Source organism: Pseudarthrobacter sp. BRE9, assembly GCF_031844305.1.
Taxonomy (GTDB): Bacteria; Actinomycetota; Actinomycetes; order Actinomycetales; family Micrococcaceae; genus Arthrobacter.
In genome coordinates this window covers 26,366-50,904 of the sequence record NZ_JAUZUY010000014.1, presented here as the reverse complement: position 1 = coordinate 50,904, position 24,539 = coordinate 26,366, and the positions used below count along the sequence as shown (strand labels likewise).

General features: G+C 66.0%; 28 protein-coding genes. 23 read left to right on the top strand and 5 right to left on the bottom strand.

The window, feature by feature from the left end; genetic code table 11:
- The first annotated feature begins 12 nt into the window (after positions 1–12).
- From pgsA to Q9R31_RS19655, 3 genes are all read left to right on the top strand, one after another.
- Positions 13–654, top strand: coding sequence for a CDP-diacylglycerol--glycerol-3-phosphate 3-phosphatidyltransferase (pgsA, locus tag Q9R31_RS19665; RefSeq protein WP_311264387.1), 642 nt, complete (start codon positions 13–15; stop codon positions 652–654).
- A complete protein-coding gene (locus Q9R31_RS19660; protein WP_311264386.1) occupies positions 651–1,130 on the top strand; it encodes a CinA family protein in 480 nt (159 codons plus the stop codon). The genes pgsA and Q9R31_RS19660 overlap by 4 nt, the downstream gene beginning before the upstream one ends.
- Positions 1,131–1,295: 165 nt before the next feature.
- On the top strand, positions 1,296–1,748 hold the full coding sequence (locus tag Q9R31_RS19655) for a helix-turn-helix transcriptional regulator (RefSeq protein WP_311264385.1): 453 nt from the start codon (positions 1,296–1,298) through the stop codon (positions 1,746–1,748).
- Positions 1,749–1,855: 107 nt separating this feature from the next.
- On the opposite strand, the gene Q9R31_RS19650 is transcribed toward Q9R31_RS19655, so the two are convergent.
- Complete coding sequence (locus Q9R31_RS19650; protein ID WP_311264384.1) at positions 1,856–2,386, bottom strand: MarR family transcriptional regulator; 531 nt, start codon at positions 2,384–2,386, stop codon at positions 1,856–1,858.
- A gap of 41 nt (positions 2,387–2,427) precedes the next feature.
- Between Q9R31_RS19650 and Q9R31_RS19645 the strand changes: the two genes are divergently transcribed.
- From Q9R31_RS19645 to dapF, 6 genes are all read left to right on the top strand, one after another.
- Positions 2,428–2,652 (top strand): DUF3046 domain-containing protein, encoded by a 225-nt coding sequence (locus tag Q9R31_RS19645; protein WP_311264383.1) that lies wholly within the window; start codon positions 2,428–2,430, stop codon positions 2,650–2,652.
- A 189-nt stretch (positions 2,653–2,841) separates the two neighbouring features.
- Complete coding sequence (recA, locus tag Q9R31_RS19640) at positions 2,842–3,897, top strand: recombinase RecA (RefSeq protein WP_141161628.1); 1,056 nt, start codon at positions 2,842–2,844, stop codon at positions 3,895–3,897.
- Positions 3,898–4,029: 132 nt separating this feature from the next.
- Positions 4,030–4,518, top strand: coding sequence for a regulatory protein RecX (locus tag Q9R31_RS19635; RefSeq protein ID WP_311264405.1), 489 nt, complete (start codon positions 4,030–4,032; stop codon positions 4,516–4,518).
- A gap of 3 nt (positions 4,519–4,521) precedes the next feature.
- Positions 4,522–6,117 (top strand): tRNA (N6-isopentenyl adenosine(37)-C2)-methylthiotransferase MiaB, encoded by a 1,596-nt coding sequence (gene miaB / locus Q9R31_RS19630; protein ID WP_311264382.1) that lies wholly within the window; start codon positions 4,522–4,524, stop codon positions 6,115–6,117.
- A gap of 2 nt (positions 6,118–6,119) precedes the next feature.
- Positions 6,120–7,016 (top strand): tRNA (adenosine(37)-N6)-dimethylallyltransferase MiaA, encoded by an 897-nt coding sequence (gene miaA, locus Q9R31_RS19625; RefSeq protein WP_311264381.1) that lies wholly within the window; start codon positions 6,120–6,122, stop codon positions 7,014–7,016.
- A gap of 59 nt (positions 7,017–7,075) precedes the next feature.
- Positions 7,076–8,020 carry a diaminopimelate epimerase gene (gene dapF, locus Q9R31_RS19620; protein ID WP_311264380.1) on the top strand — a complete coding sequence of 315 codons (945 nt, stop codon included), beginning with the start codon at positions 7,076–7,078 and terminating at the stop codon, positions 8,018–8,020.
- Here the strand turns inward: dapF and Q9R31_RS19615 are convergent.
- The gene (locus Q9R31_RS19615; protein WP_311264379.1) at positions 7,992–8,615 is read right to left on the bottom strand and encodes a methyltransferase; all 624 of its coding nucleotides are present in this window, start codon (positions 8,613–8,615) and stop codon (positions 7,992–7,994) included. The two genes, dapF and Q9R31_RS19615, sit on opposite strands and share 29 nt — an antisense overlap.
- Before the next feature lie 434 nt (positions 8,616–9,049).
- Here Q9R31_RS19615 and hflX point away from each other — a divergent pair, with 434 nt between their 5' ends.
- On the top strand, positions 9,050–10,630 hold the full coding sequence (gene hflX / locus Q9R31_RS19610; protein WP_311264378.1) for a GTPase HflX: 1,581 nt from the start codon (positions 9,050–9,052) through the stop codon (positions 10,628–10,630).
- Positions 10,623–12,683 carry an ATP-dependent DNA helicase gene (locus tag Q9R31_RS19605; RefSeq protein WP_311264377.1) on the top strand — a complete coding sequence of 687 codons (2,061 nt, stop codon included), beginning with the start codon at positions 10,623–10,625 and terminating at the stop codon, positions 12,681–12,683. The genes hflX and Q9R31_RS19605 overlap by 8 nt, the downstream gene beginning before the upstream one ends.
- A 92-nt stretch (positions 12,684–12,775) precedes the next feature.
- Here the strand turns inward: Q9R31_RS19605 and lexA are convergent, their stop codons facing one another.
- Positions 12,776–13,510: a transcriptional repressor LexA gene (lexA, locus tag Q9R31_RS19600; protein ID WP_311264376.1), complete on the bottom strand. Its 735-nt coding sequence runs from the start codon at positions 13,508–13,510 to the stop codon at positions 12,776–12,778.
- 432 nt (positions 13,511–13,942) lie between these two features.
- On the opposite strand from lexA, the gene Q9R31_RS19595 reads away from it, so the two are divergent.
- From Q9R31_RS19595 to Q9R31_RS19560, 8 genes are all read left to right on the top strand, one after another.
- Entirely contained in the window at positions 13,943–14,302 is a 360-nt protein-coding gene (locus Q9R31_RS19595; RefSeq protein ID WP_311264375.1) for a LysM peptidoglycan-binding domain-containing protein, read from the top strand.
- Between the two features lie 109 nt (positions 14,303–14,411).
- Positions 14,412–15,530, top strand: coding sequence for a histidinol-phosphate transaminase (locus Q9R31_RS19590; protein WP_311264374.1), 1,119 nt, complete (start codon positions 14,412–14,414; stop codon positions 15,528–15,530).
- Between the two features lie 61 nt (positions 15,531–15,591).
- On the top strand, positions 15,592–16,218 hold the full coding sequence (hisB, locus tag Q9R31_RS19585) for an imidazoleglycerol-phosphate dehydratase HisB (protein ID WP_018771583.1): 627 nt from the start codon (positions 15,592–15,594) through the stop codon (positions 16,216–16,218).
- On the top strand, positions 16,215–16,976 hold the full coding sequence (gene hisH, locus Q9R31_RS19580) for an imidazole glycerol phosphate synthase subunit HisH (RefSeq protein WP_307090935.1): 762 nt from the start codon (positions 16,215–16,217) through the stop codon (positions 16,974–16,976). The genes hisB and hisH overlap by 4 nt, the downstream gene beginning before the upstream one ends.
- Complete coding sequence (locus Q9R31_RS19575) at positions 16,977–17,135, top strand: hypothetical protein (protein WP_311264373.1); 159 nt, start codon at positions 16,977–16,979, stop codon at positions 17,133–17,135. It abuts the gene before it with no gap.
- Between the two features lie 91 nt (positions 17,136–17,226).
- Positions 17,227–17,973, top strand: coding sequence for a bifunctional 1-(5-phosphoribosyl)-5-((5-phosphoribosylamino)methylideneamino)imidazole-4-carboxamide isomerase/phosphoribosylanthranilate isomerase PriA (gene priA / locus Q9R31_RS19570; RefSeq protein ID WP_307090932.1), 747 nt, complete (start codon positions 17,227–17,229; stop codon positions 17,971–17,973).
- Positions 17,974–17,993: 20 nt separating this feature from the next.
- Positions 17,994–18,878 (top strand): SseB family protein, encoded by an 885-nt coding sequence (locus tag Q9R31_RS19565; protein WP_311264372.1) that lies wholly within the window; start codon positions 17,994–17,996, stop codon positions 18,876–18,878.
- A 58-nt stretch (positions 18,879–18,936) separates the two neighbouring features.
- Positions 18,937–20,244 carry an MFS transporter gene (locus Q9R31_RS19560; RefSeq protein ID WP_311264371.1) on the top strand — a complete coding sequence of 436 codons (1,308 nt, stop codon included), beginning with the start codon at positions 18,937–18,939 and terminating at the stop codon, positions 20,242–20,244.
- Between the two features lie 76 nt (positions 20,245–20,320).
- Here Q9R31_RS19560 and Q9R31_RS19555 read toward each other — a convergent pair whose 3' ends face one another.
- On the bottom strand, positions 20,321–20,707 hold the full coding sequence (locus Q9R31_RS19555) for a DUF1844 domain-containing protein (protein WP_018771577.1): 387 nt from the start codon (positions 20,705–20,707) through the stop codon (positions 20,321–20,323).
- 402 nt (positions 20,708–21,109) lie between these two features.
- On the opposite strand from Q9R31_RS19555, the gene infC reads away from it, so the two are divergent.
- The 4 genes from infC (at position 21,110) to Q9R31_RS19535 (ending at position 23,949) form a co-directional block, all read left to right on the top strand.
- Positions 21,110–22,132, top strand: coding sequence for a translation initiation factor IF-3 (infC, locus tag Q9R31_RS19550; RefSeq protein WP_397428275.1), 1,023 nt, complete (start codon positions 21,110–21,112; stop codon positions 22,130–22,132).
- A gap of 116 nt (positions 22,133–22,248) precedes the next feature.
- On the top strand, positions 22,249–22,443 hold the full coding sequence (gene rpmI, locus Q9R31_RS19545) for a 50S ribosomal protein L35 (RefSeq protein ID WP_018771575.1): 195 nt from the start codon (positions 22,249–22,251) through the stop codon (positions 22,441–22,443).
- Between the two features lie 118 nt (positions 22,444–22,561).
- Positions 22,562–22,951 (top strand): 50S ribosomal protein L20, encoded by a 390-nt coding sequence (gene rplT, locus Q9R31_RS19540; protein WP_018771574.1) that lies wholly within the window; start codon positions 22,562–22,564, stop codon positions 22,949–22,951.
- 71 nt (positions 22,952–23,022) lie between these two features.
- The gene (locus Q9R31_RS19535) at positions 23,023–23,949 is read left to right on the top strand and encodes an RNA methyltransferase (protein ID WP_311264369.1); all 927 of its coding nucleotides are present in this window, start codon (positions 23,023–23,025) and stop codon (positions 23,947–23,949) included.
- A 184-nt stretch (positions 23,950–24,133) separates the two neighbouring features.
- On the opposite strand, the gene Q9R31_RS19530 is transcribed toward Q9R31_RS19535, so the two are convergent.
- Positions 24,134–24,409 carry a GlsB/YeaQ/YmgE family stress response membrane protein gene (locus Q9R31_RS19530; RefSeq protein WP_142030858.1) on the bottom strand — a complete coding sequence of 92 codons (276 nt, stop codon included), beginning with the start codon at positions 24,407–24,409 and terminating at the stop codon, positions 24,134–24,136.
- Between the last annotated feature and the right edge of the window lie 130 nt (positions 24,410–24,539).

The window sequence follows — 24,539 nt, the reverse complement described above, 5'->3', positions numbered from 1 at the left end:
TAGCCTAGGAACGTGACTAGCACCGATGCAACCGCCGGCGGCCAGGGCCGTTCCGGGGTCTGGAACCTTCCCAATGTCCTGACCATGATCCGCATCGCGCTGGTCCCGTTTTTCGTGTGGTTCCTCGTGGTGGACGCGCCCGGACTGCACAGCCTCTCCGGACCATGGCGCTGGGCAGCAGTGGCGGCGTTCGCCGTCGCCATCTACACGGACAAGCTCGATGGCGACATCGCCAGGAGCCGGAACCTCGTCACGGACTTCGGCAAGATCGCCGACCCCATCGCAGACAAGCTCCTTATTGGCTCCGCCCTGGTGATGCTCTCCTTGCTGGGCGAACTCCCGTGGTGGGCAACCCTGGTGATCCTGGTCCGGGAGTGGGGCATCACTGCCCTGCGATTCTTCGTGATCCGCTATGGGGTCATTCCCGCCTCGCGCGGCGGCAAGCTCAAGACCGTGGTACAGACCGCGGCGATCTTCCTCTACCTCCTGCCGTTCGGGGCGTTCGCGCCGTGGATGGCGTGGGTTGCGTTTGCCGTCATGATGGCCGCGGTGGCGATTACGCTCTGGACCGGCGTCGAATATGTGGTCGAAGCCCTGCGCCTTCGCGCGAAGGGCAAGCGGCAGGGGACCGTCGAAGGCCGGGAACAGGCATGAGCAACCTTCATCTGTTGGCCGGCGAGGCCGTCAGGAAAGCGATCGAGGGCGGCCACACCGTTGCCACCGCAGAATCGTTGACGGCAGGGATGGTTTCAGCGATCCTGGCCGACACGCCCGGCGCGTCGGGCATGCTGCAGGGCGGGGTGGTGGCCTACCAGAACTCCGTGAAGGATGCGCTGCTGCACGTTCCCGCCGGACTCCTGGCCCGAGCCGGCTCCGTGGACCCGGACGTCGCATGTGCCATGGCAGCCGGGGCACGCACGGTCCTGGGCGCCGACGTCGGAATCTCCACCACCGGGGTGGCAGGTCCTGATGCCCATGACGGCAAGCCCGTGGGGCGGGTCTACATTGGAGTTGCCACTGCGGCGGGATCCGCAGCTTTCGAATACTCCTTTACCGGCAGCAGGCCAGACATCCGCGCTGCTGCCTGCGCGGCGGCCCTGGAACGACTCCTTGAGGCCTTGTCCGCCTGATGCCTGGCGGCCCCAAGTTACCGCGCGTAAAGTTGACGGGAACAAAAGCCGGTACTGATTAGTTATTACATTGTGTCGCTTCCGGATAGCGGAGGCGCCTAGGATGAAATGACCAAGACGGTTCGCCACGGCGGACCTGACCTATGAGGGAGCAAGGCGATACAGATGGTAAAGCAGCCCGTATCCGTAAACGGCGTTGTCCGCTGGAAGGATGTGGGCCTCGCCGAACAGGCTAAGAGCGAACAGAAGGAGCGCAAGATGGTAGTACTTCGTCACGAAATCGGTGATGTGCTGCGCGATGTCCGCCAGCGTCAGGGACGCACGCTCCGTGAAGTTTCGCACAGCGCCCGCGTCTCCCTGGGATACCTCAGCGAAGTGGAGCGCGGCCAGAAGGAAGCCTCGTCAGAGCTCCTGTCGTCAATCTGCTCGGCACTGGATGTTCCGTTGTCAACCATGCTCCGTGAGGTCAGCGACCGCGTGGCAGTAGCCGAAGGCGTCGCGGTTCCGGACACCGTTCCGCAGGAATTCTCCCAGCGTTACGGCCGTGACCTGGAGCGCGACCTCAACAATGAACTGAACGACGAACTCTCCACAGGCCTTCTCTCCGGCGCCCGGTAAGGGCGGTCCCACCGCAGGTGGGCCTTAGGAATGCAGGAAGCCCCCGGCCATGGCCGGGGGCTTCCTGCGTGTGCGCGCAGTTGCCGGCTGCTGGTTGCTCCTGCCGGCTATTCCTCCTCTGCCGCGGATCCGCCCGTACCTTCCCTCGGGAACCCGTCACGCTCGTAGGTGGAGTTCAGCTTGGCCATGTAGCGCGCCAGTTCCTGCAGGTCCTGGACCGGCCACTCACGCAGCCGTTCCTGGAAGACCTGGCGCCTGGCGTCCTGGACCTGGTGCATTTTTTCTTCGCCCTTGGGCGTCAGCCGGATGGACTGCGCCCGGCGGTCCAGGGGATCCGCTTCCTTGGACACCAGTCCCAGGCTTTCCAGGAAGGCAATCTGCCGGCTGACCGAGGGTTTTCCCACCCCAATGTTCATGGCAAGGTCGGTCAGGCGGATGGGCCCTTCCCGGCGGATAACCGTCAACAGTCCGTAAGCGGCTGGCTCCATGTCGGGGTGGACTTCACGGGAGAGCTGGTTGGAGATGGCCCTGGCCCGCCGCCAAAAGAGGCTGATCTGGTGTTCGACGTTCTGCAGCGCGGTGTCGGCGGCATCATCGCCTGCGTCCTGCTGCGGCGGGAGATCCGGGGAGTTGCTCATGGCAACAATTCTAGGGTCCGCAATCATGAGAGGATTTACCGATGCGAATCAGCGAGTACTGGCGTCTGATGGATGACGAGTTCGGCGCGGGGTACTCCCGCGTGCTGAGCAGTACCCTGGTCCTCGCCAGTGTGGGCGGCCGCACCGCCGACCAGGCCCTGGCTGCAGGGGTTGAGCCGCGCAAGGTATGGCTGGCAGTCTGCGATGTCCAGGATGTGCCGGCAGAACGGCGGCTGGGCCGGGACATCGCCCCGCGCCGCGACTAGAGCCTCTGACACGCCGGACAATCGGCACTCTTCGAATACCTGTTCGGATAACGCTATGCTTTTTCTATTGGGCTTATCCACATAGCCGCTGTCCTCAGGCCGGAATGTCAGTGGGCCCCACTAGCGTCAGAGATGACCAATAAAACGGCCGCGAAGGCCACCATCGAGAAAGCATTAGAGGTGTCAACCATGGCGGCAGCCCCGGATCGTGCAAAAGCGCTGGAAGCAGCGCTTGCCCAGATTGACAAGCAGTTCGGCAAGGGCTCGGTCATGCGCCTGGGCGACGAAGTCCGTGCCCCGATCGAAGTCATCCCCACCGGCTCCATCGCCCTGGACGTCGCCCTGGGCATTGGCGGGCTCCCGCGTGGCCGCGTCATCGAAATCTATGGTCCTGAATCCTCTGGTAAGACCACCGTTGCCCTGCACGCCGTGGCGAGTGCCCAGCGGGCCGGTGGGATCGCAGCCTTCATCGACGCCGAACACGCCCTGGACCCCGACTACGCCGCCAAGCTGGGCGTCGACACGGACGCCCTCCTCGTTTCGCAGCCGGATACCGGTGAGCAGGCGCTCGAGATCATGGACATGCTGGTCGGCTCCGGCTCGCTGGATGTCATCGTCATCGACTCCGTTGCCGCCCTGGTTCCGCGCGCTGAAATCGAAGGCGACATGGGCGACAGCCACGTCGGCCTCCAGGCACGGCTCATGAGCCAGGCCCTGCGTAAAATCACCGGCCGCCTGAGCCAGACCAAGACCACCGCCATCTTCATCAACCAGCTCCGTGAAAAGATCGGTGTCTTCTTCGGTTCCCCCGAAACCACCACCGGTGGTAAGGCCCTGAAGTTCTATGCGTCGGTCCGCATCGACGTCCGGCGGATCCAGACCCTCAAGGAGGGCGCGGACTCCGTCGGCAACCGGACCAAGGCCAAGATCGTCAAGAACAAGATGGCCCCGCCCTTCAAGGTCGCCGAGTTCGACATCATCTACGGCCAGGGCATCTCCCGCGAAGGCGGCATCATCGACATGGGCGTGGAGCACGGCATTATCAAGAAGTCCGGCTCCTGGTTCACGTACGACGGTGACCAGTTGGGCCAGGGCATGGAGAACTCGCGCCGTTTCCTGCGCGACAACCCCGAGCTCGCTGCGGAACTGGAGCGCCTGATCAAGGAGAAGCTCGGTGTCGGGGTCAAGCCTGCCGAGGACGAGTCCAAGGACGCGCCAAAGCTGAAAGCCGTCGACGGGTTCTAGCCGTTGACCGGACCACGTTCACGGCGGGCGCGCTCCGGCAGCCCCTCTTCGGGGCCGCCGGACGGCTTCGCCGTTCCAGAGGATCCGGAGACTGCTGACGCCGAACCGGATCCCTTTACCGTCGCGCAGGCGATTGTGTACCGGCAACTCACGGCAGCTCCCAAGAGCAGGCTGCAGCTTGCCCGGAAACTGGCGGAGCGGAACATCCCGGAACACGTGGCCGAGGCGGTGCTGGACAAGTTCCAGGAGGTCCGCCTGATCAATGACGCCGAGTTCGCGGATATGTGGGTCAGGAGCCGCGCCCAGACCCGCAAGCTTGCCAAGGGCGCGCTCCGGCGCGAACTCGCGGAGAAGGGCATCGACCAGGAAACGGCGGCTTCTGCCCTGGAACAACTGACCGACGCCGACGAGGAAGCCGCAGCGCGCACGCTGGTGGAGCGCAAGCTCCGGCCCGGGACGGACATGTCCGAGCCGGGGGAACGGGACAAAGCCGTCCGGCGGCTGGCCTCCATGCTGGCCAGGAAGGGGTACCAGCCGTCGCAGGCGTTCAGGATCGTCAACGACGTCCTGGATTCCCGGCAGGATCCCGACGGCGGCGTGCTCCAGAGCCGGTACCCTTAACTGGTGAGTTTGACCATTCCCTCCCCCCACTCCGGCACTGCCGCGTCCGTTGACTCTGGTGCAGTTCCGCAATCTGGTGCTGCCCCGCAATCCGTTGCAGTCCCGCAGTCCGGCGCCGCACACCCGCGTACCTACCAGGTCCGCACGTTCGGTTGCCAGATGAACGTGCACGACTCGGAGCGCATGGCCGGCATGCTTGAGGATGCAGGCTATGTACCGGCAGAAGGCGACCATGCTGACGTCGTGGTGTTCAACACGTGCGCCGTGCGGGAAAACGCCGACAATAAGCTGTACGGCAACCTCGGCATCCTGGCCCCCGTGAAGGCAGCCAACCCCGGCATGCAGATTGCCGTGGGCGGGTGCCTGGCCCAAAAGGACCGCGAAACCATCCTCAAGAAAGCACCATGGGTGGACGCAGTCTTCGGCACCCACAACGTCGGTGCCCTGCCGGCGCTCCTGGACCGGGCACGGCACAACAATGAGGCGCAGCTGGAGATCCTCGAGTCCCTTGACGTCTTCCCGTCCACGCTGCCCACAAAGCGCGACTCCGTCTACTCCGGCTGGGTGTCCATCTCGGTCGGCTGCAACAACACCTGCACGTTCTGCATCGTGCCGGCACTCCGCGGCAAGGAGAAAGACCGCCGGCCCGGGGATATCCTCGCCGAAATCCAGGCGCTCGTGGACGACGGTGCCATCGAAGTGACGCTCCTTGGCCAGAACGTCAACTCGTACGGTGTCGAATTCGGGGACCGCCAGGCCTTCTCCAAGCTCCTTCGCGCCTGCGGTGAAATCGAGGGCCTTGAACGCGTCCGCTTCACCAGCCCGCACCCGGCCGCCTTCACCGATGACGTCATCGATGCCATGGCAGAGACGCCCAACGTGATGCCGCAGCTTCACATGCCGCTGCAGTCCGGTTCAGACCGTATCCTCCGCGCCATGAAGCGTTCCTACCGGTCCACCAAGTTCCTGGGCATCCTGGACAAGGTGCGGGACAAGATCCCGCACGCCGCCATCTCCACGGACATCATTGTCGGTTTCCCGGGGGAAACTGAAGAGGATTTCCAGGCGACACTGGACGTGGTGGAAAAGTCGCGCTTTGCCACCGCCTTCACTTTCCAGTATTCAAAGCGCCCCGGCACGCCCGCTGCCGACCTGCCTGACCAGCTGCCGAAGGCCGTGGTCCAGGAACGCTTCGAACGTCTCACCGCCCTCCAGGACCGGATCGCCGCCGAGGAAAACCGCAAGCAGCTCGGCCGCAGGCTGGAAGTCATGGTCACCGCGCAGTCCGGACGCAAGTCGGAGGAAACCCACCGGTTGTCCGGCCGCTCCCAGGACCAGCGGCTGGTGCACTTCTCGGTCCCGGACGGAGCCCCGGCGCCCCGGCCCGGAGACCTCGTCACGGTCACCATCACCGAGGCCGCAGCGTTCCACCTGGTGGCCGATCCCGCGCCCGGGGACTACAGCCTGCGCCGCTCACGAGCAGGGGACGCGTGGGACAGATCCCAGGCCGACTCCTGCGGCGCGCCTGCCCCGGACTCCGGCGGCGGACCCAAGGCTGTCTCCCTCGGCATGCCCTCGCTGCCGCTGCGCACCCGCTGAAGGTGGCTGCCCCGCCCGTCATCGCCGTCGTCGGTCCCACCGGCTCCGGCAAATCCGACCTCGCCGTCAACCTTGCCCTCGAACTGGACGGCGAGGTCATCAACGCTGACGCCATGCAGTTCTACCGCGGCATGGACATCGGCACGGCCAAAATCACGATGGCCGAGCGCAGGGGAGTGCCGCACCACCTCCTGGACATCCTGGACGTGACCCAGGAAGCCAGTGTCTCCGACTTCCAGCATCAGGCCCGCGAAGTCATCGACGACATCCATGCCCGCGGCAAGCGGGTTATCTTGGCGGGCGGCTCCGGGCTGTACGTACGGGCCGCCCTGGACATCCTTGAGTTCCCGGGGACGGACCCAGAACTTCGTGCGCGGCTGGAGGCGGACCACGCACAGCTCGGTACCCCGGCGCTCCTGGACAGGCTGAGGACCGTGGATCCCGCCTCCGCCGACAGGGTCTCCGACGCCCGGCGGATTATCCGCGCCCTGGAGGTCCATGAACTCACCGGACGGCCCTTCAGTTCCTTCATGCCCCGCCGGGAGTACTACCAGCCGGCGGTCCAGGTGGGCCTCGGCGTGGACCGGGAGGTCCTGCGGGAGCGGCTGGCGTTACGGGTGCACCGGATGGTGGCATCCGGCCTGCTGGAGGAGGTCCGGCTGCTCGATGCCCGGGGCCTGCGGCGCGGCAAGACCGCCTCCCGCGCACTCGGCTATTCACAGTTCCTTCGGGTCATCGACGGCACCTCAACCGTTGCGGACGCCGCGGAGGAAACCATCCTGGCCACCCGGCAGTTCGCCCGCCGGCAGCTGACGTGGTTCCGCGCCGATCCCCGCATCACCTGGCTGGACTGGCAGGACCCGCAGCTCGCGGCCAAAGCGGCGGAGCTGTGCGTGTAGGAGCCGGGCCCGTCACCGCGGTTTCAGCCCCGGCGGCTTCCGCAGCTACGCTTGGGACCATGAATGCAACCCCCGCAGAAACCAACGGGCCCGCCTTGGACGCACTGAGCGGGCTCCGCTTTTCCAAGGGGCACGGCACCGGCAACGACTTCGTCCTGGTGGCCGATCCCGAGGGGGTCTACACTATCGGCGCGGACCAAGCCGCCGCGCTCTGCGACCGGCACCGGGGGATCGGCGCTGACGGCCTGATCAGGGCTGTCCCGTCCCGCGTCCTGCCTGAGGGCCGGGAGCTGCTCACCGAAGCCCCGGACGCCGAATGGTTCATGGATTACCGCAATGCCGACGGCTCACTGTCTGAAATGTGCGGCAACGGAGTAAGGGTTTTCGTCCACTTCCTGCGCTCCGAGGGCCTGATCGACCTGCCCGACGGCGGATCGCTCACCATCGGCACCCGCGGCGGGGTGAAGACCGTGGTCCGGACCGGGAACGGTTATGCCGTGGACATGGGTCCTTGGGAGTTCATCTTCCCCGGGGAAGCAAGCGCCAAGGCCATGGATTCCCTTGTGACGGCCGATGGGCTGGAAGTTCCCCGTCCGGCACTCTCCGTGAGCATGGGCAACCCGCACACGGTGGTGGCCCTCGCGGAACTGAGCGAGCTCGAAGGCACGCGGCTCTTCACTGCACCCAAGGTCGATCCGGTACCGGCGAACGGGACCAACGTGGAGTTCGTGGTCCCCGCGGAGCCGCTGGTCCATGATGGCGTGGGCTCTGTCACCATGCGGGTCCACGAGCGGGGTGTGGGGGAGACCCAGTCCTGTGGAACGGGTGCCTGCGCTGCCGCCGTGGCCATCCGGCACTGGGCCGGCGCCGAAGCGCCCGATGCCTGGCGTGTCCACGTTCCCGGCGGAGTGGTGGGGGTGAAGTTCTTCGCCGGCCCCGCGGGCCACGAGCACGTGGAGCTCAGCGGCCCCGCCGTCATTGTGGCGAGCGGGACGCTTTCGTAACCTTCAGGATCCGGAAGGACTTTGACGTTGACTCACGGGTGACGCTGAAGGAGCTGTCCAGTTCGGCGGCCAGCCAGCGCTGAAGGGAATCCGAGCCCAGGTTCTTCTGCACCACCAGCCATGCTGTCCCGCCGTCCGCCAGGCGCGGAAGCCACAGCGTGAGCAGGGCGTGCAGTTCCTCCTTGCCGATCCTGATGGGCGGGTTGGACCAGATCGTATCGAAACGGAGGTTGGCGTCAACCTCCCGGGGCGTGCTGGCGACGACGTTGGCCAGCCCCAGGGAGGCCGCGTTTTCGTTGGTCAGGGCGACACAGCGTTCGTTGACGTCCACCGCATAGACCTTTGACCCGGGCGCCAAAAGTGCCATGGTGAGCGCGATGGGCCCCCAGCCGCATCCGATGTCCAGCAGGTTGCCCTGGGGGTGCGGCGCCGGAACTTCGGCCAGGAGCACCGCGGTGCCCTTGTCGATCCCGTCCGGGCTGAAGATGCCCGTGGACGTCTGGAGCCTGCGCGTTTCGCCGGCCAGCTCCACCGTGAGCGGCTTACGGGTAAAGGGGCCGGCGGGGGACGTGCTGAAATAGTGTGCGGACTCCATAACTGGCCAGAGTAGTTCCCCTTGCAGCGTAATGGGAAACCGTGCAAAATCCGCTCTGCTAGGCTTGATGGCATGTTCCTGATCTTCGAGTAGCCGGCACGGGCCACGCCCGTCCCGCAGCCTGTCCTCCAGCGACAGCCCGTCCCGCAGCGATGCAGGTTTTCAGCCTTCCGCTTGTGCACCGGCCAGACCAACTGTCTGCTCCGGCCGCCGGACGATACTCGAAAGTCAGCCTTCTGCTGCACTTCCCGCTATTTTCCGGCCTTTTTAGCCCTGCCGCCGTCCTGACGCGGCATCCCCGGCCCCGGCATCGCAGCCGGCCGCGAAATAACCAGGAGAATTGCATGACCGCAGGCCGTCAGCCCAGCGCGAATACGTTCCAACTTCCCACCAATCAGCACTATTCTGGAATTGCCGAATCTTCAAAGGAGACCATGACCAGCCAGCCCAATACCGGTTCCGATCCAGCCGCCCAGGACATGAGTCCGCAGGAGATCCAGGCTGTCATCGACCGGATCCTCGCCAAGGACGTCCCGGCCAAGAATGTCAGCACGCCCGACGGTGAAGGCAGCGGCAATGGAAAAGCAGTGCTCGGCAAGGCACAGGCTATTTCCCGCCTTGACGAAGAACACTCAACGTACGACGGCGACCAGCAGGACCTCGAGGAACGGCGCGCGCTGCGCCGGCGGGCAGGCCTGTCAACCGAACTCGAAGACGTTACCGAAGTCGAGTACCGGCAACTGCGCCTGGAGCGCGTGGTCCTGGCCGGGCTTTGGTCCGAGGGAACGCTTGCCGACGCCGAAAACTCGCTGCGCGAGCTGGCGGCCCTTGCCGAGACTGCCGGTTCGGAGGTCCTGGACGGGCTGGTGCAGCGCCGTGACAAGCCGGACCCGGGAACCTTCCTGGGTTCAGGCAAGGCACTCGAGCTCAGGGACATCGTCATGTCCACGGGTGCGGACACCGTGGTGGTGGACGCCGAACTGGCACCTTCCCAGCGTCGTGGCCTTGAAGACATCGTCAAGGTCAAGGTCATCGACCGCACGGCCCTGATCCTCGACATCTTCGCCCAGCATGCCAAGAGCCGCGAAGGCAAGGCCCAAGTGGAACTGGCGCAGCTGGAATACCTGCTTCCGCGCTTGCGCGGCTGGGGCGAGTCGATGTCCCGCCAGGCCGGTGGCCAGGTGGGCGGCGCTGCCGCCGGCATGGGCTCCCGCGGCCCCGGTGAGACCAAGATCGAACTGGACCGGCGCCGGATCCGTACCCGCATGGCAAAGCTGCGGCGTGAAATCGCCGCCATGAAGCCGGCACGCGAGACCAAGCGGGCCAACCGCCGTCGTAATGAAGTGCCCTCCGTGGCGATTGCCGGGTATACCAACGCCGGCAAGTCCTCGCTGCTCAACCGCCTTACTGACGCCGGAGTCCTGGTGGAGAATGCGCTGTTCGCCACCCTGGATCCCACCGTCCGCAGGGCGGAAACTGCGGACGGCCTGGGGTACACCCTGGCTGACACCGTCGGATTCGTCCGATCGCTGCCCACCCAGCTGGTGGAGGCCTTCCGCTCCACGCTCGAGGAGGTGGCGGACTCGGACCTGATCCTGCACGTGGTGGATGTTTCGCACCCGGATCCCGAAGGCCAGATCGCTGCCGTGCGGAAGGTCTTCAGCGAAGTTGATGCCCGGAAGGTACCGGAGATCATCGTCCTGAACAAGGCCGATGCTGCCGACCCCTTCGTTGTGGAGCGTTTGAAGCAGCGCGAGCCACGCCACGTGGTAGTGTCCGCCCGCACCGGCGAGGGCATTCCGGAACTGCTGAAGGCCATCAGCGAATCGATTCCCCGGCCTTCGGTCAAGATGGACCTGCTCATCCCGTATGACCGTGGAGACCTCATCAGCAAGCTCCACGAGTCCGACGCCGAAATCCTCAGCGTGGACCACGTTGAAGCAGGGACCAGGGCTGAGGTGAAGGTCCGGGAGGGCCTGGCGTCCGAACTGGAACCATTCGTCGTCAATGAGTGACCCCGCGGCCGGCGAATCCGCGCTGACGGCCGGCGAGCAGTTCGTCATCGAACTGCTCGACCGCGCCGTCGCCGGCATGGGCGGACAAAGCCGCACCGGACAACACGAAATGGCCCGGCAGGTGGCCCGCGCCATCGAAACCGGCAACCATCTGCTGGTCCAGGCCGGCACCGGCACAGGCAAGTCGCTGGCCTACCTCGTGCCGCTCATCGCCCATGCCCTGGAGAGCAACAAACCGGCCCTCGTGTCGACAGCCACGCTGGCACTGCAAACCCAGATTGTTGGCAGGGACCTGCCACGGCTCCTGAAGAACATCACGCCCGCCCTGGAACGGCCCGTCAAGGTTGCCCTGGTGAAGGGGCGGTCCAACTACGTCTGCCGCCACAAACTCGAAGGCGGGTTCCCCTCGGAGGAGCCTGCCGAGGGGCAGCTCTTTTCCCTGGGCGAGGACACCAGCGTCCCGCACTTCGCCGCGTCCGTGGGCGGACCCTCTTCCCAGCTTGGCAAGGAAGTGGTGCGGCTCCGCGAGTGGGCGGAGAAAACGGCCACCGGCGACCGGGACGAGCTCCTGCCCGGCGTGACAGACCGTGCCTGGCGCCAGGTCTCCGTCACCTCCATGGAGTGCCTGGGCGCCCAAAAATGCCCCATGGCCGCCGAGTGTTTCAGCGAGCTGGCGCGGCAGGACGCAGCCGAGGCAGATGTGGTGGTGACCAACCATGCGATGCTTGCCGTCAGTGCCTTCGAGGGGCTTGCGGTCCTGCCCGAATACGACGTCGTGGTGGTGGACGAAGCGCACGAACTCCAGGACCGGGTTACCGGCGCCGTGTCCGGGCAGCTATCGGTGGCCATGGTCCACGCTGCCGCTTCCGGTGCCCGCAAACATACGGCCATCACCGTCGATGCCCTGAACGCCGCAGCCGACAACCTTGAGCTTGCCCTCACGGGGGCGTCGAACGGCCTGCTCCCCAACGGCCTCAACGATGAACAGCTGGACTGCATCGACCAGCTGCGGGAGGCGTGCCGGGCCGCGTTGTCCGATTCCAAGGGGGACAGCAACACCACGGCCGACGGCGGCCGGCAGCTGGCGCGGTCCCGCCTCATGCTCATCCTGGAACTGTGTGAGCGGCTGATCGCTGCCCGTGAAAACCGGGAAGTCGTGTGGTTTTCCCGGGCGGGAACGTTCGACCCGGGCCAGGGATACTCGCAGCCCGATGACAACGCGCCGGTGCTGATCAACATTGCACCGCTGTCGGTGGCCGGCAGGCTGCGGGAAGGGCTCTTCGCCGGGCACACCGTCGTGCTTACGTCCGCGACCCTGGCCATAGGCTCGGCGTTTGAACCCGCGGCCGGCGGACTTGGCCTTATCGGCGATGGCGCGCCCAGCTGGACGGGCGTGGATGTCGGCTCGCCCTTTGACTACCCGAAGCAGGGCATCCTGTACGTGGCCGGCCACCTGCCAAAGCCCGGCCGCGGCGTTTCCCCGGAGGCGCTGGAGGAACTGGAGGCCCTCATCAAAGCCTCGGGCGGCGGAGCCCTGTGCCTGTTTTCATCGCGCCGGGCTGCCGAGGAAGCTGCTGACGCCCTCCGGCCCAAGCTCGATGTAACCGTCCTCTGCCAGGGCGAGTCAACCATGACAGCCCTGGTCAAGCAGTTCGCCGATGAACCGGACACCTGCCTCTTCGGGACGATGTCACTGTGGCAGGGGGTTGACGTACCGGGAGGCTCCTGCCGCCTGGTCGTCATCGACCGCATCCCGTTCCCCAGGCCGGATGACCCGCTGATGACGGCGCGTTCGCGTGCCGTGGCGCAGGCCGGTGGGAACGGCTTCATGTCTGTTTCGGCCACGCACGCCGCCATCCGGCTGGCCCAGGGTGCGGGCCGGCTGATCCGGTCCACCGGTGACAAGGGCGTGGTGGCCGTTCTGGACTCGCGGCTGGCAACAGAGCGCTACGCCGGATTCCTGCGGGGAGCGCTGCCCCCGTTCTGGGCCACGACGGACCGCAGCAAGGCGCTGGCCGCATTGACCAGGCTCGGCGCGGACGCGACCAGATAGAGTCCGGCAGGCGCAGGACAACTGAGGCGTGGGCCGCGGGACTGGCTCAGGAGGGAACCCGCAGGCTCAAGGGTCCGGGCTGGGGGACCCGCCTAAAGGGAACGCAGGACCGAGACGACTTTGCCCATAATGGTGGCGTGGTCTCCCAAGATGGGTTCGTACTGCGTGTTTTGGGGGAGCAGCCAGGTGTGGCCGTCGCGCTGGCGGAAAGTCTTGACGGTCGCTTCGTCGTCGAGAAGGGCGGCAACGATGTCCCCGTTGGCCGCGTCCGCCTGACGGCGCACCACCACCCAGTCACCGTCGCAGATTGCCGCGTCCACCATCGAATCGCCTGCCACCCTGAGCATGAAAAGTTCGCCCTGGCCAACGAGCTGGCGGGGGAGCGGCATGACGTCTTCGACGAGTTGCTCAGCGAGGATGGGACCGCCGGCGGCAATCCGGCCAACCAGCGGAACCATGGCCGTATCAAGTGCGGTGGGAAGTTCCGTGACGGTGGCACCGCTGCCCGGGGCCTGCGGCGCAGGAGACGTGCCTGCTGCTTTGCCGCCGCCATCCAGGGTGAGGGGCATCAGGACTTCCATGGCGCGGGGCCGCTTGGGATCACGCCGGAGGTAACCCAGTTTTTCCAGTTGGGAGAGCTGGTGGGTCACGCTGGACAGACTCGCCAGGCCAACGGTGTCGCCGATCTCGCGCATGGACGGCGGGTACCCATTTTCATTGACTGAGCGCTGGATGGTTTCCAGGATCTTCTTCTGCCGCGGCGTCAAACCCTTGGCGGTCCTCTTCGATTGCGGGGCGGTCCTGCCCCCGGCGGCTGCTGCTGCCATATTCGCCAATGCCTTTCGCTTGCCGCCGGATGGTCCTCCGGGCACTGTTCCGCAGCGCCACCGGAAGGACTGCCACTGTCATTGTCAGACCCTGCTGTTCAACTTCAGTGGTGGTTGTTCTTTGGTTTCCAAGCTAGGCCAGCCACATTGCTTTTTCAAACATTTGTTCTAGCGAGTCTCGACATTATTCGTTGATAGGTGCTAAAACTTAACAAGCAAAGTTCGAACATGTGTTCTAACCAGCGCGTGCCTTATTCGAAAACGTGGCCGGAAGCCCGGCGGCGAAGTGAGTGGATGCGGCCGTTGCCTGGATGGACACCCGGGCAGCACGGCAGGTCCAGGAGGGCTCAGTTCATGTCAGCTATATCGCTTCACAATTTTTCACTCCCGCAACCCGTTTCCCTGCAGGGACGGAATTCTTCAAAGCGCCGGATGTCTTCATCGCACCAAATCTGTTCAGCGCAGCCGGAGCCAGCAACTGCGCCCCTGCGGCTGACCCGCCGTGGGCGGATCGTCCTCATCGGAGTGCCGTTTGTACTCCTCGCCGTCCTTCTGATGTTGCTGTCCGGACTCTTCAACTCGCCGGCCAAGGCCTCCGACTCCGCTGCCGAATTGGCCGTGACCCCTACGGTCATGGTGACGGTGCAGGCGGGGCAGTCGCTGTGGTCGATCGCAGGGGCGGTCGCTCCGGACCGCGATGCCCGGGACGTGGTGGCGGATATCGTCCAGCTCAACAACCTTTCCGCCGGCGCCGTCCTGCCTGGCCAGCAACTGTTCGTCCCCACGCGCTAGGCGGCTGCCGGCGTTGGGTTTGGATGAACCCTGGTCACGGCAACAACGCCCTGGGCGAACAGCACCCGTCACATTTTCCGGTAGTTGCTGCGGCAACTAAACTGTTCAGGTGAACGACCAGCTAGAACGTCTGAACCGGCTTCCCCTCCGCAGTAATCTTCGTGGGCTGACCCCTTACGGGGCACCACAACTGGACGTCCCCATCCTGCTGAACGTCAATGAGAACACGCATGGTGTTCCCGCCGACGTGCGTGCCGCCATCAGCGCCGCCGTCACAGAGGCTGCCGCAGGACTCAACCGTTATCCGGACCGGGAGTTCACCGAGCTGCGGAAAGCGTTGGCGGAATACCTCGGGCACGGGCTCGACGAAACCAACCTCTGGGCAGCCAACGGCTCCAATGAAGTCCTGCAGCAGATCCTCCAGGCCTTCGGCGGTCCCGGACGGACCGCCCTCGGCTTTCCGCCCACGTACTCCATGTACCCCCTGCTCGCCAGCGGAACCGACACCGGGTACATCAAGGGCCAACGCTCGGAAGGCTACGATCTGAGCGCAGAGTCCGCCGCCCGCCAGGTCAAGGAACTGCAGCCGAACATCGTGTTCCTCTGTTCGCCCAACAATCCCACCGGGACTGGCCTGGGACTGGACGTGGTGGAAGCTGTCTACGAGGCCGGCGAGGCAAGCCAGGCCATCGTGATCGTCGACGAGGCCTACCACGAGTTCGCGCATGACGGGACTCCCAGCGCACTGACCCTGCTGCCCGGGCGGGAGCGGCTGATCGTTTCCCGGACCATGAGCAAGGCCTTCGCCCTGGCCGGCGCCCGGCTTGGCTATATGGCGGCCGCCCCGGAGGTCACCGATGCGCTGCGGCTGGTACGCCTGCCGTACCACCTGTCCGCGATCACCCAGGCAACCGCCCTGGCCGCCCTCGAACACCGCGAAGCGCTGATGGCTGATGTCCAGGACATCAAGAAGCAGCGCGACCGGATCGTGGTGGAACTGACCCGGATGGGCCTCACTCCGGCGGCGTCCGACTCCAACTACGTATTCTTCGGGGGCCTGGAGAATCCGCATCAGGTGTGGCAGGAGCTGCTGGACGCCGGGGTACTCATCCGCGACGTGGGGATCCCCGGCCACCTGAGGGTCACGGCAGGCACTGAGGCGGAAACCACAGCCTTCCTTACCGCCCTGGAGCGCATCCTTGCGGGCCAGGCCGCGCTTCCCGCCTAGACTTGATACAGCGGCGCTGGACGCCTTGAACCACATCTTCTCCCACAAAGGATCCTTCACCATGAGTCCCACCGGATCGAATACGGCCGCCGCCCGGACCGCCCGCATGGAGCGAGCCACCAGCGAGTCCTCCGTACTCGTGGAGATCAACCTCGATGGAACCGGCGTATCGGACATCGATACCTCTGTACCGTTCTACGACCACATGCTCACGGCCCTGTGCAAGCACTCCCTGATCGACATGACGGTCAAGGCCACCGGCGACACCCACATCGACGTCCACCACACGGTGGAGGACGTCGCCATCACGTTCGGGGAGGTCCTCCGGACCGCCCTGGGCAACAAGGCGGGGATCCGCCGGTTCGGCGAAGCCACCGTGCCGCTGGACGAAGCACTTGCCAACGCTGTGGTGGACGTGTCCGGGCGCCCCTACCTGGTGCACGGCGGCGAGCCGGCCGGCCAGGAGTACCACCTGATCGGCGGCCACTTCACCGGTTCCCTGACGCGCCACGTCTTCGAGGCCATCACGCTGCACGCCGGCATCTGCCTGCACATGAACGTGCTCGCGGGCCGGGATCCGCACCACATCGTCGAGGCACAGTTCAAGGCCTTCGCACGCGCCCTTCGCGCCGCGGTCGAACCCGATCCCCGGGTCGAAGGCATCCCATCCACCAAGGGGGCATTGTGAGCGGCCAGGTCCTGAAAGACGGCGCCATCATCGATCCGTCAGCATCCCGCAAGCTGCCTTCGCCGGAGGGCAAGCCCACGGTCACGGTGCTCGACTACGGCTCCGGGAACGTCCGGTCCGCCGTGCGCGCTCTGGAACGTGCCGGAGCGGAAGTAATCCTCAGCGCCAAACCCGAGGATGTACTGAACGCAGACGGCCTGGTCGTGCCCGGCGTGGGCGCGTTCGAGACCGTCATGCGCGAACTCAAGGCCGTGGACGGTATCCGGCTCATCGGCAGGCGTGTGGCAGGCGGACGTCCGGTGCTTGGCATCTGCGTGGGCCTCCAAGTCCTCTTCGAAGCCGGAGTGGAACACGGCACCGAAGCCGAAGGCATCGGCGAGTGGCCCGGCAAGGTCGAGGCCCTCCCCGCCGAGGTGGTTCCGCACATGGGCTGGAACACCGTCAAGGTGCCGGAAGGCTCAAAACTCTTCGCCGGCGTCGAAAACGAACGCTTCTACTTTGTGCACTCGTATGGCGTGCAGGAATGGAACTTCGACGTCATCCAGCCCCGGATGGCGCCGCCCCTGGTGACCTGGTCCGAGCACGGCGGCCCGTTCATCGCCGCCGTCGAGAACGGCCCCCTCTGCGCCACCCAGTTCCACCCCGAGAAGTCCGGGGACGCCGGGGCGCGGCTCCTGCGCAACTGGGTGGAAGGCCTGCGCAAGCCGGCCGGCGGGCAACCCGCTGCAGCACCGGCGGACGCCGGCAGTGACGCCTAGATGTGGTCTGTACTCCTGATGGGCCTCGCCGGAATCCTCATCGGCGGCGGGATCTCATTCCGTCAGCAGCGCAAACCCCTCTGGACACAGGTGGCGTTCTACGTGCTGGCCGCCATGTCCCTGCTGGCCGCCTACCTGCTGACCCTGCCGGCCGGCTGACCACCAAGCGCGGCATCGGCGCAAAGGCGACCTGCACGCCCTGCGCCTACAAGCCTTTGCCCTAACCGAAGAATCAACACCGAGGATGAGTATGACCACCGCACATGACCTGCCGGTACTAGAACTGCTGCCAGCCGTCGACGTCGTCAACGGCCAGGCCGTCCGGCTGGTCCAGGGTGAGGCGGGCAGTGAAACCAGTTACGGCACCCCCCTTGAAGCTGCGCTGAACTGGCAGCAGCAGGGCGCCGAGTGGGTGCACCTGGTGGACCTGGACGCCGCTTTCGGCCGCGGCTCCAACGCTGACCTGCTCCGTGAGGTCGTGGGCCGGCTGGACATCAAGGTGGAGCTCTCCGGCGGCCTTCGCGACGACGAGACCCTGGAAGCCGCCCTTGACCTGGGCGTGGCCCGGGTCAACCTGGGGACGGCTGCCCTGGAGAACCCGGAGTGGACCCGCCGGGCCATCGAGCGCTTTGGCGACAAAATCGCCGTCGGCCTTGACGTCCGCGGAACAACCCTGGCCGGCCGGGGCTGGACCAAGGAAGGCGGGGACCTCTGGGACGTGCTGGGCCGCCTCGAGGAGGCCGGCTGCTCCCGCTACGTCGTGACCGACGTGACCAAGGACGGCACCTTGCAGGGACCCAACGTCGAACTCCTGCGCCAGATGGTGGAAAAAACCGGAAAGCCCGTGGTTGCTTCCGGCGGCATCTCCAGCCTGGATGACCTGAAGGTCCTCCGGTCCCTGGTCCCCCTGGGCGTGGAAGGCGCCATTGTGGGCAAGGCCCTGTATGCCGGAGCCTTCACACTGCCCGAAGCCCTCGACGTCGCCGGCCGGCGCTGAGCCCGGCCGCATCTCCACCCATGCCTCACGTTGAAGAGCCGGGGCGACCGGCAGCCCGCGCACTGCCCGGCCATATCGCGGCAGCGTTGGCCGGCGCCGGCGGCGCCACCGATTCCGCCGGCCAGCCGTGGTCGGGACGCAGCCTTGCCGGTGACGACGGGAAGATCCACAACTTCGAGGACGACGACGGCATTGCGGACGCCGGTTACATCGCCGCGGTGGCCGCGCTCCGGCAGGGGACAGGCGATGAAGCGGACGTCGTCGCCGCCCTGGCAACGGCCCGGGTCTTCATTCCGATTGTGGCGCAGCTGGCTGAAGAGGCCGAAACAGGCCACGGGCTGCACGCCGACAAGCAGGCAGACATGGCGCTGGTGACGCTGAAAGCGGTCGACGGCAGGATTGCGCTCCCGGCATTCACCTCGGCCGCCGCGCTGGCCGCCTGGCATCCCGAGGCCCGGCCGGTCGCGGTGTACGCGGCGCGGGCGGCCCTCTCGGCAGTCGCGGAAGGTGCCGAGCTCCTTGTCCTGGACCCGGGAGCAGACGTGACGTTCGTGGTGCGGCGCCCCGGCGTCTGGGCACTGGCCAAACAGCACGCCTGGATCCCTTCCTACAACGACCCCGAACTGGCCGATGAAATGGCCCGCGCCGCTTCCGGTTTCGCAGCCATCCGCAGCATCGGGCTTTTGCCGGGCAGGGGAGTAGCTTCCAGTGCAGCCGATGGCGCCGTGGTCCCGGGCGGAGGTACGGGGCCGGAGCTTCAGGTGGTGCTGTACCTGGAGGACGGCCTGGACGCCGCCGGTGTCCAGGAACTGGTGGCCGGGCTGCAGAGCGAGTGGTCGCGGAATGTATTGTTTGGGGAGCGCGTCGACTCCCTTGAAATCAAACTGAGGCGCGCACCCGACTAGCCGGCTGCCGGATGGGTGATCCCCGCCAGTGCTGCGGCATACCCTGAAGGACCGCTTCGTGAATTTCGCTCTCTACCGGGAGTTGCTCGCCGTCCGGCCGATCCGCCGGCTGCTGCTGGTGGGCACGATTGCCCGCATCCCGCACTCCGCCGCCGGGGTGCTCCTGACCCTGCATATCGTCCTCACCCTCGGCCAGGGCTATGCCGCGGCCGGTGCCGCCGCAGCCGTCATGACCATCGGCATTGCCTTGGGCGCTCCATGGCGGGGCCGGCGCGTTGACACGGTGGGGCTGCGGACCGCACTCATCCCGTCCGTGATCTCGGAGACCGTCATCTGGGCTGTCGTGCCGCACGTGTCCTACCAGTGGCTCCTCCCGCTGGTCTTCGTGGGCGGCCTGCTCACGCTGCCCATCTTCAGCGTGGTCCGGCAGTCCCTGGGCGTCCTGGCGGAGGGGGACCAGCGGCGCACCGCCTTCGCCCTGGACGCCATCACCACGGAAATGGTGTTCATGATCGGGCCTGCGGCCGGCGCCGTGGTGGCCACGAGCGGTTACACGATTGCGGGCCTGACTGTGGTGGGCGTGGCCACGTCCCTCGCCGGGCTGTTCCTCATGTGGTTCAACCCGCCCACCCGCAGTCCGGGACAAACCCTTGAATGCGCCGAAGATGAGCAGCGTGCCGCGGAAGCCGCCGTCGTCTCCACCGCACCGGCCCACGTCCAGGAAGCGGCCGCGGAACTGGTTCCTTCCGGTGCGGCCGCCAGCGCGGCCATCGGTCCCGGGCAGGGATTGCGGGGCAGGCTGGCAGGTGGGTTTGCCTGGTTCACCGCGACGGTTGCGGCGCTCTTTGCCGTTGCCGCCGGCGCCGGAATGGTCCTCAGCGGCACCGACGTCGGCATCGTTGCGGCCCTGCAAACCGGCGGACGGCAGAGCGAAATCGGCGTCGTGTTCGTCTTCTGGTGCGCCGCGTCCGTGGTCGGCGGCCTCATCTATGGCGCCATGCACCGGCCCATCCCGCCTGTCATCCTGTTGCTTGGCATGGCGGCGCTGACCTTGCCCATGGCATTTGCCCACGACACCTGGACCCTGGCGTTCGTCTCCGTCCTGCCGGGCCTGCTCTGCGCTCCCGTGCTCTCGGCGGCCTCCGAAAAAGTCGCGGACCTGGTGTCCGAGGAGCGGCGGGGGGAGGCCATGGGCTGGTACGGCTCGGCCCTCACTGCCGGTGTTGCCCTCGGATCGCCGCTGGCCGGCATTTTCATCGACGTCATGGGACCGTCCGGGGGCTTCGTATCCGTCGGCACCGCCGGCGTCGCGCTGTGCCTGGTGGGCCTGGCCCTCCAGCGGCGCCGCCGAAAGGCCGCCGCCTGATACCTGGGAAACGACGACGGCGGGACGACCTGCAAAGGCCGTCCCGCCGTCGGACGCTGCTTGGGTGGGTTTTTCCTTAGTTCACTGCCCCGGTGTACTTTTCCCCCGGGCCTTTGCCCGGGGCGTCCGGAATCAGGGACTCTTCACGGAAGGCCAGCTGGAGGGACCGCAGTCCGTCACGCAAGGGTCCGGCGTGCTGCGAGCCGATTTCGGGGGCAGCCGCGGTCACCAGGCCGGCAAGCGCGGTGATCAGTTTCCGGGCCTCGTCCAGGTCCTTCAGCTCGGCCGCGTTGTCCTCTGCGGCCAGGCCAAGCTTTACCGCGGCCGCGCTCATCAGGTGCACGGCGGCCGTGGTGATGACCTCGATGGCGGGGACTTCCGAGATGTCCCGGATCTGTTGTGAAACGTCTGCGCCTGCGTCACCGGGCTCGAAGACGTACGAATTACTGTCTGAGGTGCTCATACTGGTAAGCTTGACACAGACCGACTGGATGTCGTTATTTCAGAGATTGTCCCAAAACGATCAGGTTCCCAACAGCGCTTTCCGGCGTTGACGGGAATTTTTTCTGTAGAATGGCTTCCAGTTTGCAAGCGGAGTTCTCTCCCACCCGCGTCAGCCGCTGTCCCAGGCGTTCCCACCGGAACCTGCAGGGGACGCAAGGTTGCCGGGTACCTGGTTGGGCACGAACCGGCACTCGCCGGGACTGTGCACGTGCAGCCCTTATGGGTTGCTGAGCCAACCTATCTGAGGCCTTCGATTGCTCCGGCAATTGGGGGCCTTCTCTATTTGCCGGGACTCAACAACAAACACAGGAGCTTTAACATTAGCGAGCCAAGAATCAATGAGCGTATCCGCGTCCCCGAGGTGCGGCTGGTCGGCCCTGCAGGTGAACAGGTAGGAATCGTCCGTATTGAGGATGCCCTGCGACTGGCTGCCGAGTCCGACCTTGATCTCGTTGAAGTTGCACCTCAGGCGAAGCCTCCGGTGTGCAAGCTGATGGACTTCGGCAAGTACAAGTACGAGGCCGCGGTCAAGGCACGTGAGGCCCGGAAGAACCAGACGAACACCGTTCTGAAGGAAATCCGCTTCCGCTTGAAGATCGACACCCACGACTACGAGACCAAGCGCGGCCATGCCCTGCGCTTCCTCGGCGCCGGGGACAAGGTCAAGGCCATGATCCAGTTCCGCGGCCGTGAGCAGCAGCGTCCGGAGATGGGCATCCGCCTGCTCCAGCGCTTCGCGGACGACGTCGCCGAAGTTGGCGTGGTGGAGTCCAGCCCCCGCATTGATGGCCGCAACATGGTCATGGTGGTGGGCCCGCTGAAGAACAAGGCTGAGGCCAAGGCCGAAGCGCGGCGCGCCACCCAGCGTGCCGAAGCCAAGGCGCAGAACGAAGCCAAGGCTTCCGGCCGCGTTGACACGTCCGGCCAGGACCAGGCCCCCATGACGCAGTCACTGGCGGACCTCCTGCCGGAAGGTTTCACCGTCTCCACCGAGCCGGATGCTGTTGCTGAAGACAATGCCCCCGCCGAGGCGCCCGCTGCTGCGGCTCCGGAGCAGGAAGCCCCGAAGCGGGAAGCCCCGAAGCAGGAAGCCCCCAAGGCTGCCGAGCCGAAGCAGGAAGCTCCGAAGCAGGAAGCCCCCAAGGCTGCTGCACCCAAGCAGGAAGCTCCGAAGCGGGAAGCCCCCAAGGCTGCTGCACCGAAGGCCGCTCCGGCGCCCAGGCCTGCAGCTGCCGCCAAGCCGGAAGCCGCCGCCCCGGTGGCGCCCAAGCCGGCAGCTGTGCCTGCACCGCCCAAGCCGGTGGCCAGGCCTGCTGCGCCGAAGCCTGCTGCACGCCCTGCCCCCAAGGCAGCGCCGAAGCCGGCCGGTAAGAAGACCAACTAGTTCACAGCTGCCGGGGTACGCCCCGGGAGTCAGCAACCAGCATGCTGCCCGCAGGGGCGGCTGCGCGATAGAACTGCGGCCCCCGGGGCCGCAGAAACGTAAGGAGATCGGTTCCCATGCCGAAGATGAAGACCCACAGTGGTGCTAAGAAGCGCTTCAAGCTGACCGGCAGCGGCAAGCTGCGCCGCCAGCAGGCCAACCGCCGCCACTACCTGGAGCACAAGTCCTCCCGCCTGACCCGCCGCCTTGCGGGCGACCGGATCGTCTTCAAGGGCGATGCCAAGGTCATCCGGAAGATGCTCGGCATCTAATTTCCAAGTTCTATGAGGGGCCGCCACCTGGTGGCCCGTCACCTGCCAAACAGCATTCTCAGGCCGCCGGGACACCGGCAGTAGATGCTTGGGATCAGATTTTCGAAGGAGTACGCACGTGGCACGTGTGAAGAGGGCGGTCAACGCCCACAAGAAGCGCCGGGTTGTTCTTGAACGCGCAAAGGGTTACCGCGGACAGCGTTCGCGCCTGTACCGCAAGGCCAAAGAGCAGCTGCTGCACTCGTTTGTGTACAGCTACGGTGACCGCAAGAAGAAGAAGGGTGACTTCCGCCGCCTGTGGATCCAGCGCATCAACGCTGCTTCCCGCGCCAACGGCCTCACCTACAACCGCCTCATCCAGGGCCTGAAGGCCGCCGAGGTCGAGGTTGACCGCCGTATGCTGGCCGAGCTTGCCGTCTCTGACGCCAACGCCTTCGCCGCGCTGGTCCAGGTGGCCAAGGACTCCCTGCCGGCAGACACCTCCGCCAAGAAGGCAGCCGCAGCCTAGGCAAGCCGCTTCCGCCCCTCGCCTGAGGGGCCCGTTCAGGAACAGGTGGCAGCAGCTACTACAGTTCTTGTATGAACGAAACCGGGCGCCCGCAAGATCTTCCACTGTCCAACCCCCGAGCTGATCGGGTCAGGGACGTGGCAAAGCTTGCAGGGCGCCCGGCGCGTTTAAAGCGCGGCCAGTTCCTGGCTGAGGGGCCGCAGGCGGTCCGCGAAGCGCTTAAACTCCACCAGCAGCGCCTTGCTGCGGGAGCTCCCGGCATAGTTACCGAGGTCTTTGCCAGCGAAAGCTGCCTTGACCGTTTTCCGGAATTCGAGGAGCTCGCCGGGGGCACCAATGCGCGGCTTGCCACGGACGAAGTCCTGGCGGCCATGGCGGACACCGTCAACCCGCAGGGGATAGTCGCCGTCTGCAGGTTTGTGGACGTGGCCCTGGAGGATGTGCTCGACGCCGGGCCCCGCCTGATTGCCGTGCTGTGCCAGGTGCGGGACCCGGGGAACGCGGGAACTGTCCTGCGCGCGGCCGACTCCGCCGGTGCCGATGCCGTGGTTTTCACCACCTCCAGCGTGGATATCTACAACCCCAAGGCTGTCCGCTCCACCGCAGGTTCACTCTTTCACCTTCCCGTCGTGCTTGCCGCGGATCCCGCGGAATTGGCTGCGGCCTGCAAGGCCCGCGGTATCGGCGTCCTCGCCGCTGACGGCTATGGGCAACTGGACCTTGATGTCCTGCAGGACGAGAATGCCCGGCGCAGGCTGACCGGTACCGGGCCGGACTCCGTGTACGACCTCGCTGGGCCTACCGCCTGGTTTTTCGGGAACGAGGCGCAGGGACTCTCCGCGGAAGAGTTGGAACTGGCGGACCACCGGGTTGCTGTTCCCGTCTACGGTGCCGCGGAAAGCCTGAACCTTGGAACGGCGGCCACGGTGTGCCTCTACGCCAGCGCCCGCTCCCAGCGCCGGGCCCAGGCTGGAGTGGAACCGGAACCGGCCACCTAAGGATGCACGCCACCCAGGGAGGCACGACGGCGGCCTGGCGCTGGGAGCGGGCGCAGCCCTTTACGCTCTCTTCTACGTTCTCTTCCGGACAGGGAACGTCGTTGCCGGCACAAAGACAGGTTGTCCGGGCAGAAAGAAAGGCCCCGGAAGTCCGGGGCCCATCTGGTAGTGGTAGGCAGAGCGGTTATGGTGCGCGGCTTGTCCGTCCGCGTCCGGTGACTGCTCCGTAGATGCCGGCGACAACCAGGCCGCCGACGATAGCGAGAATCCACGTGCCGAGGTCGAAGAAAGCAAGATCGCCCTTGTTGAACAGCAGGCTGCCAATCCAGCCGCCAACAATGGCGCCAACCACACCGAGGATGAGGCTGGTGACCCAGCCGCCGCCAACCCGTCCGGGCATAACGGCCTTAACGATGGCCCCGACTATGAGGCCCAAAATAATCCAAGCAAGAAAACCCATGTCTCCTCCTTATTGTGACCGGGATTAATAGTCCCGATGAGGCTCAAGCTAACATACGCCCCCCACAAAGTCAGTAGCTCCAGGGGCGGCGTTGCCGCATCGTTAAAACCCCGCGGGCCGGAAGTTTACA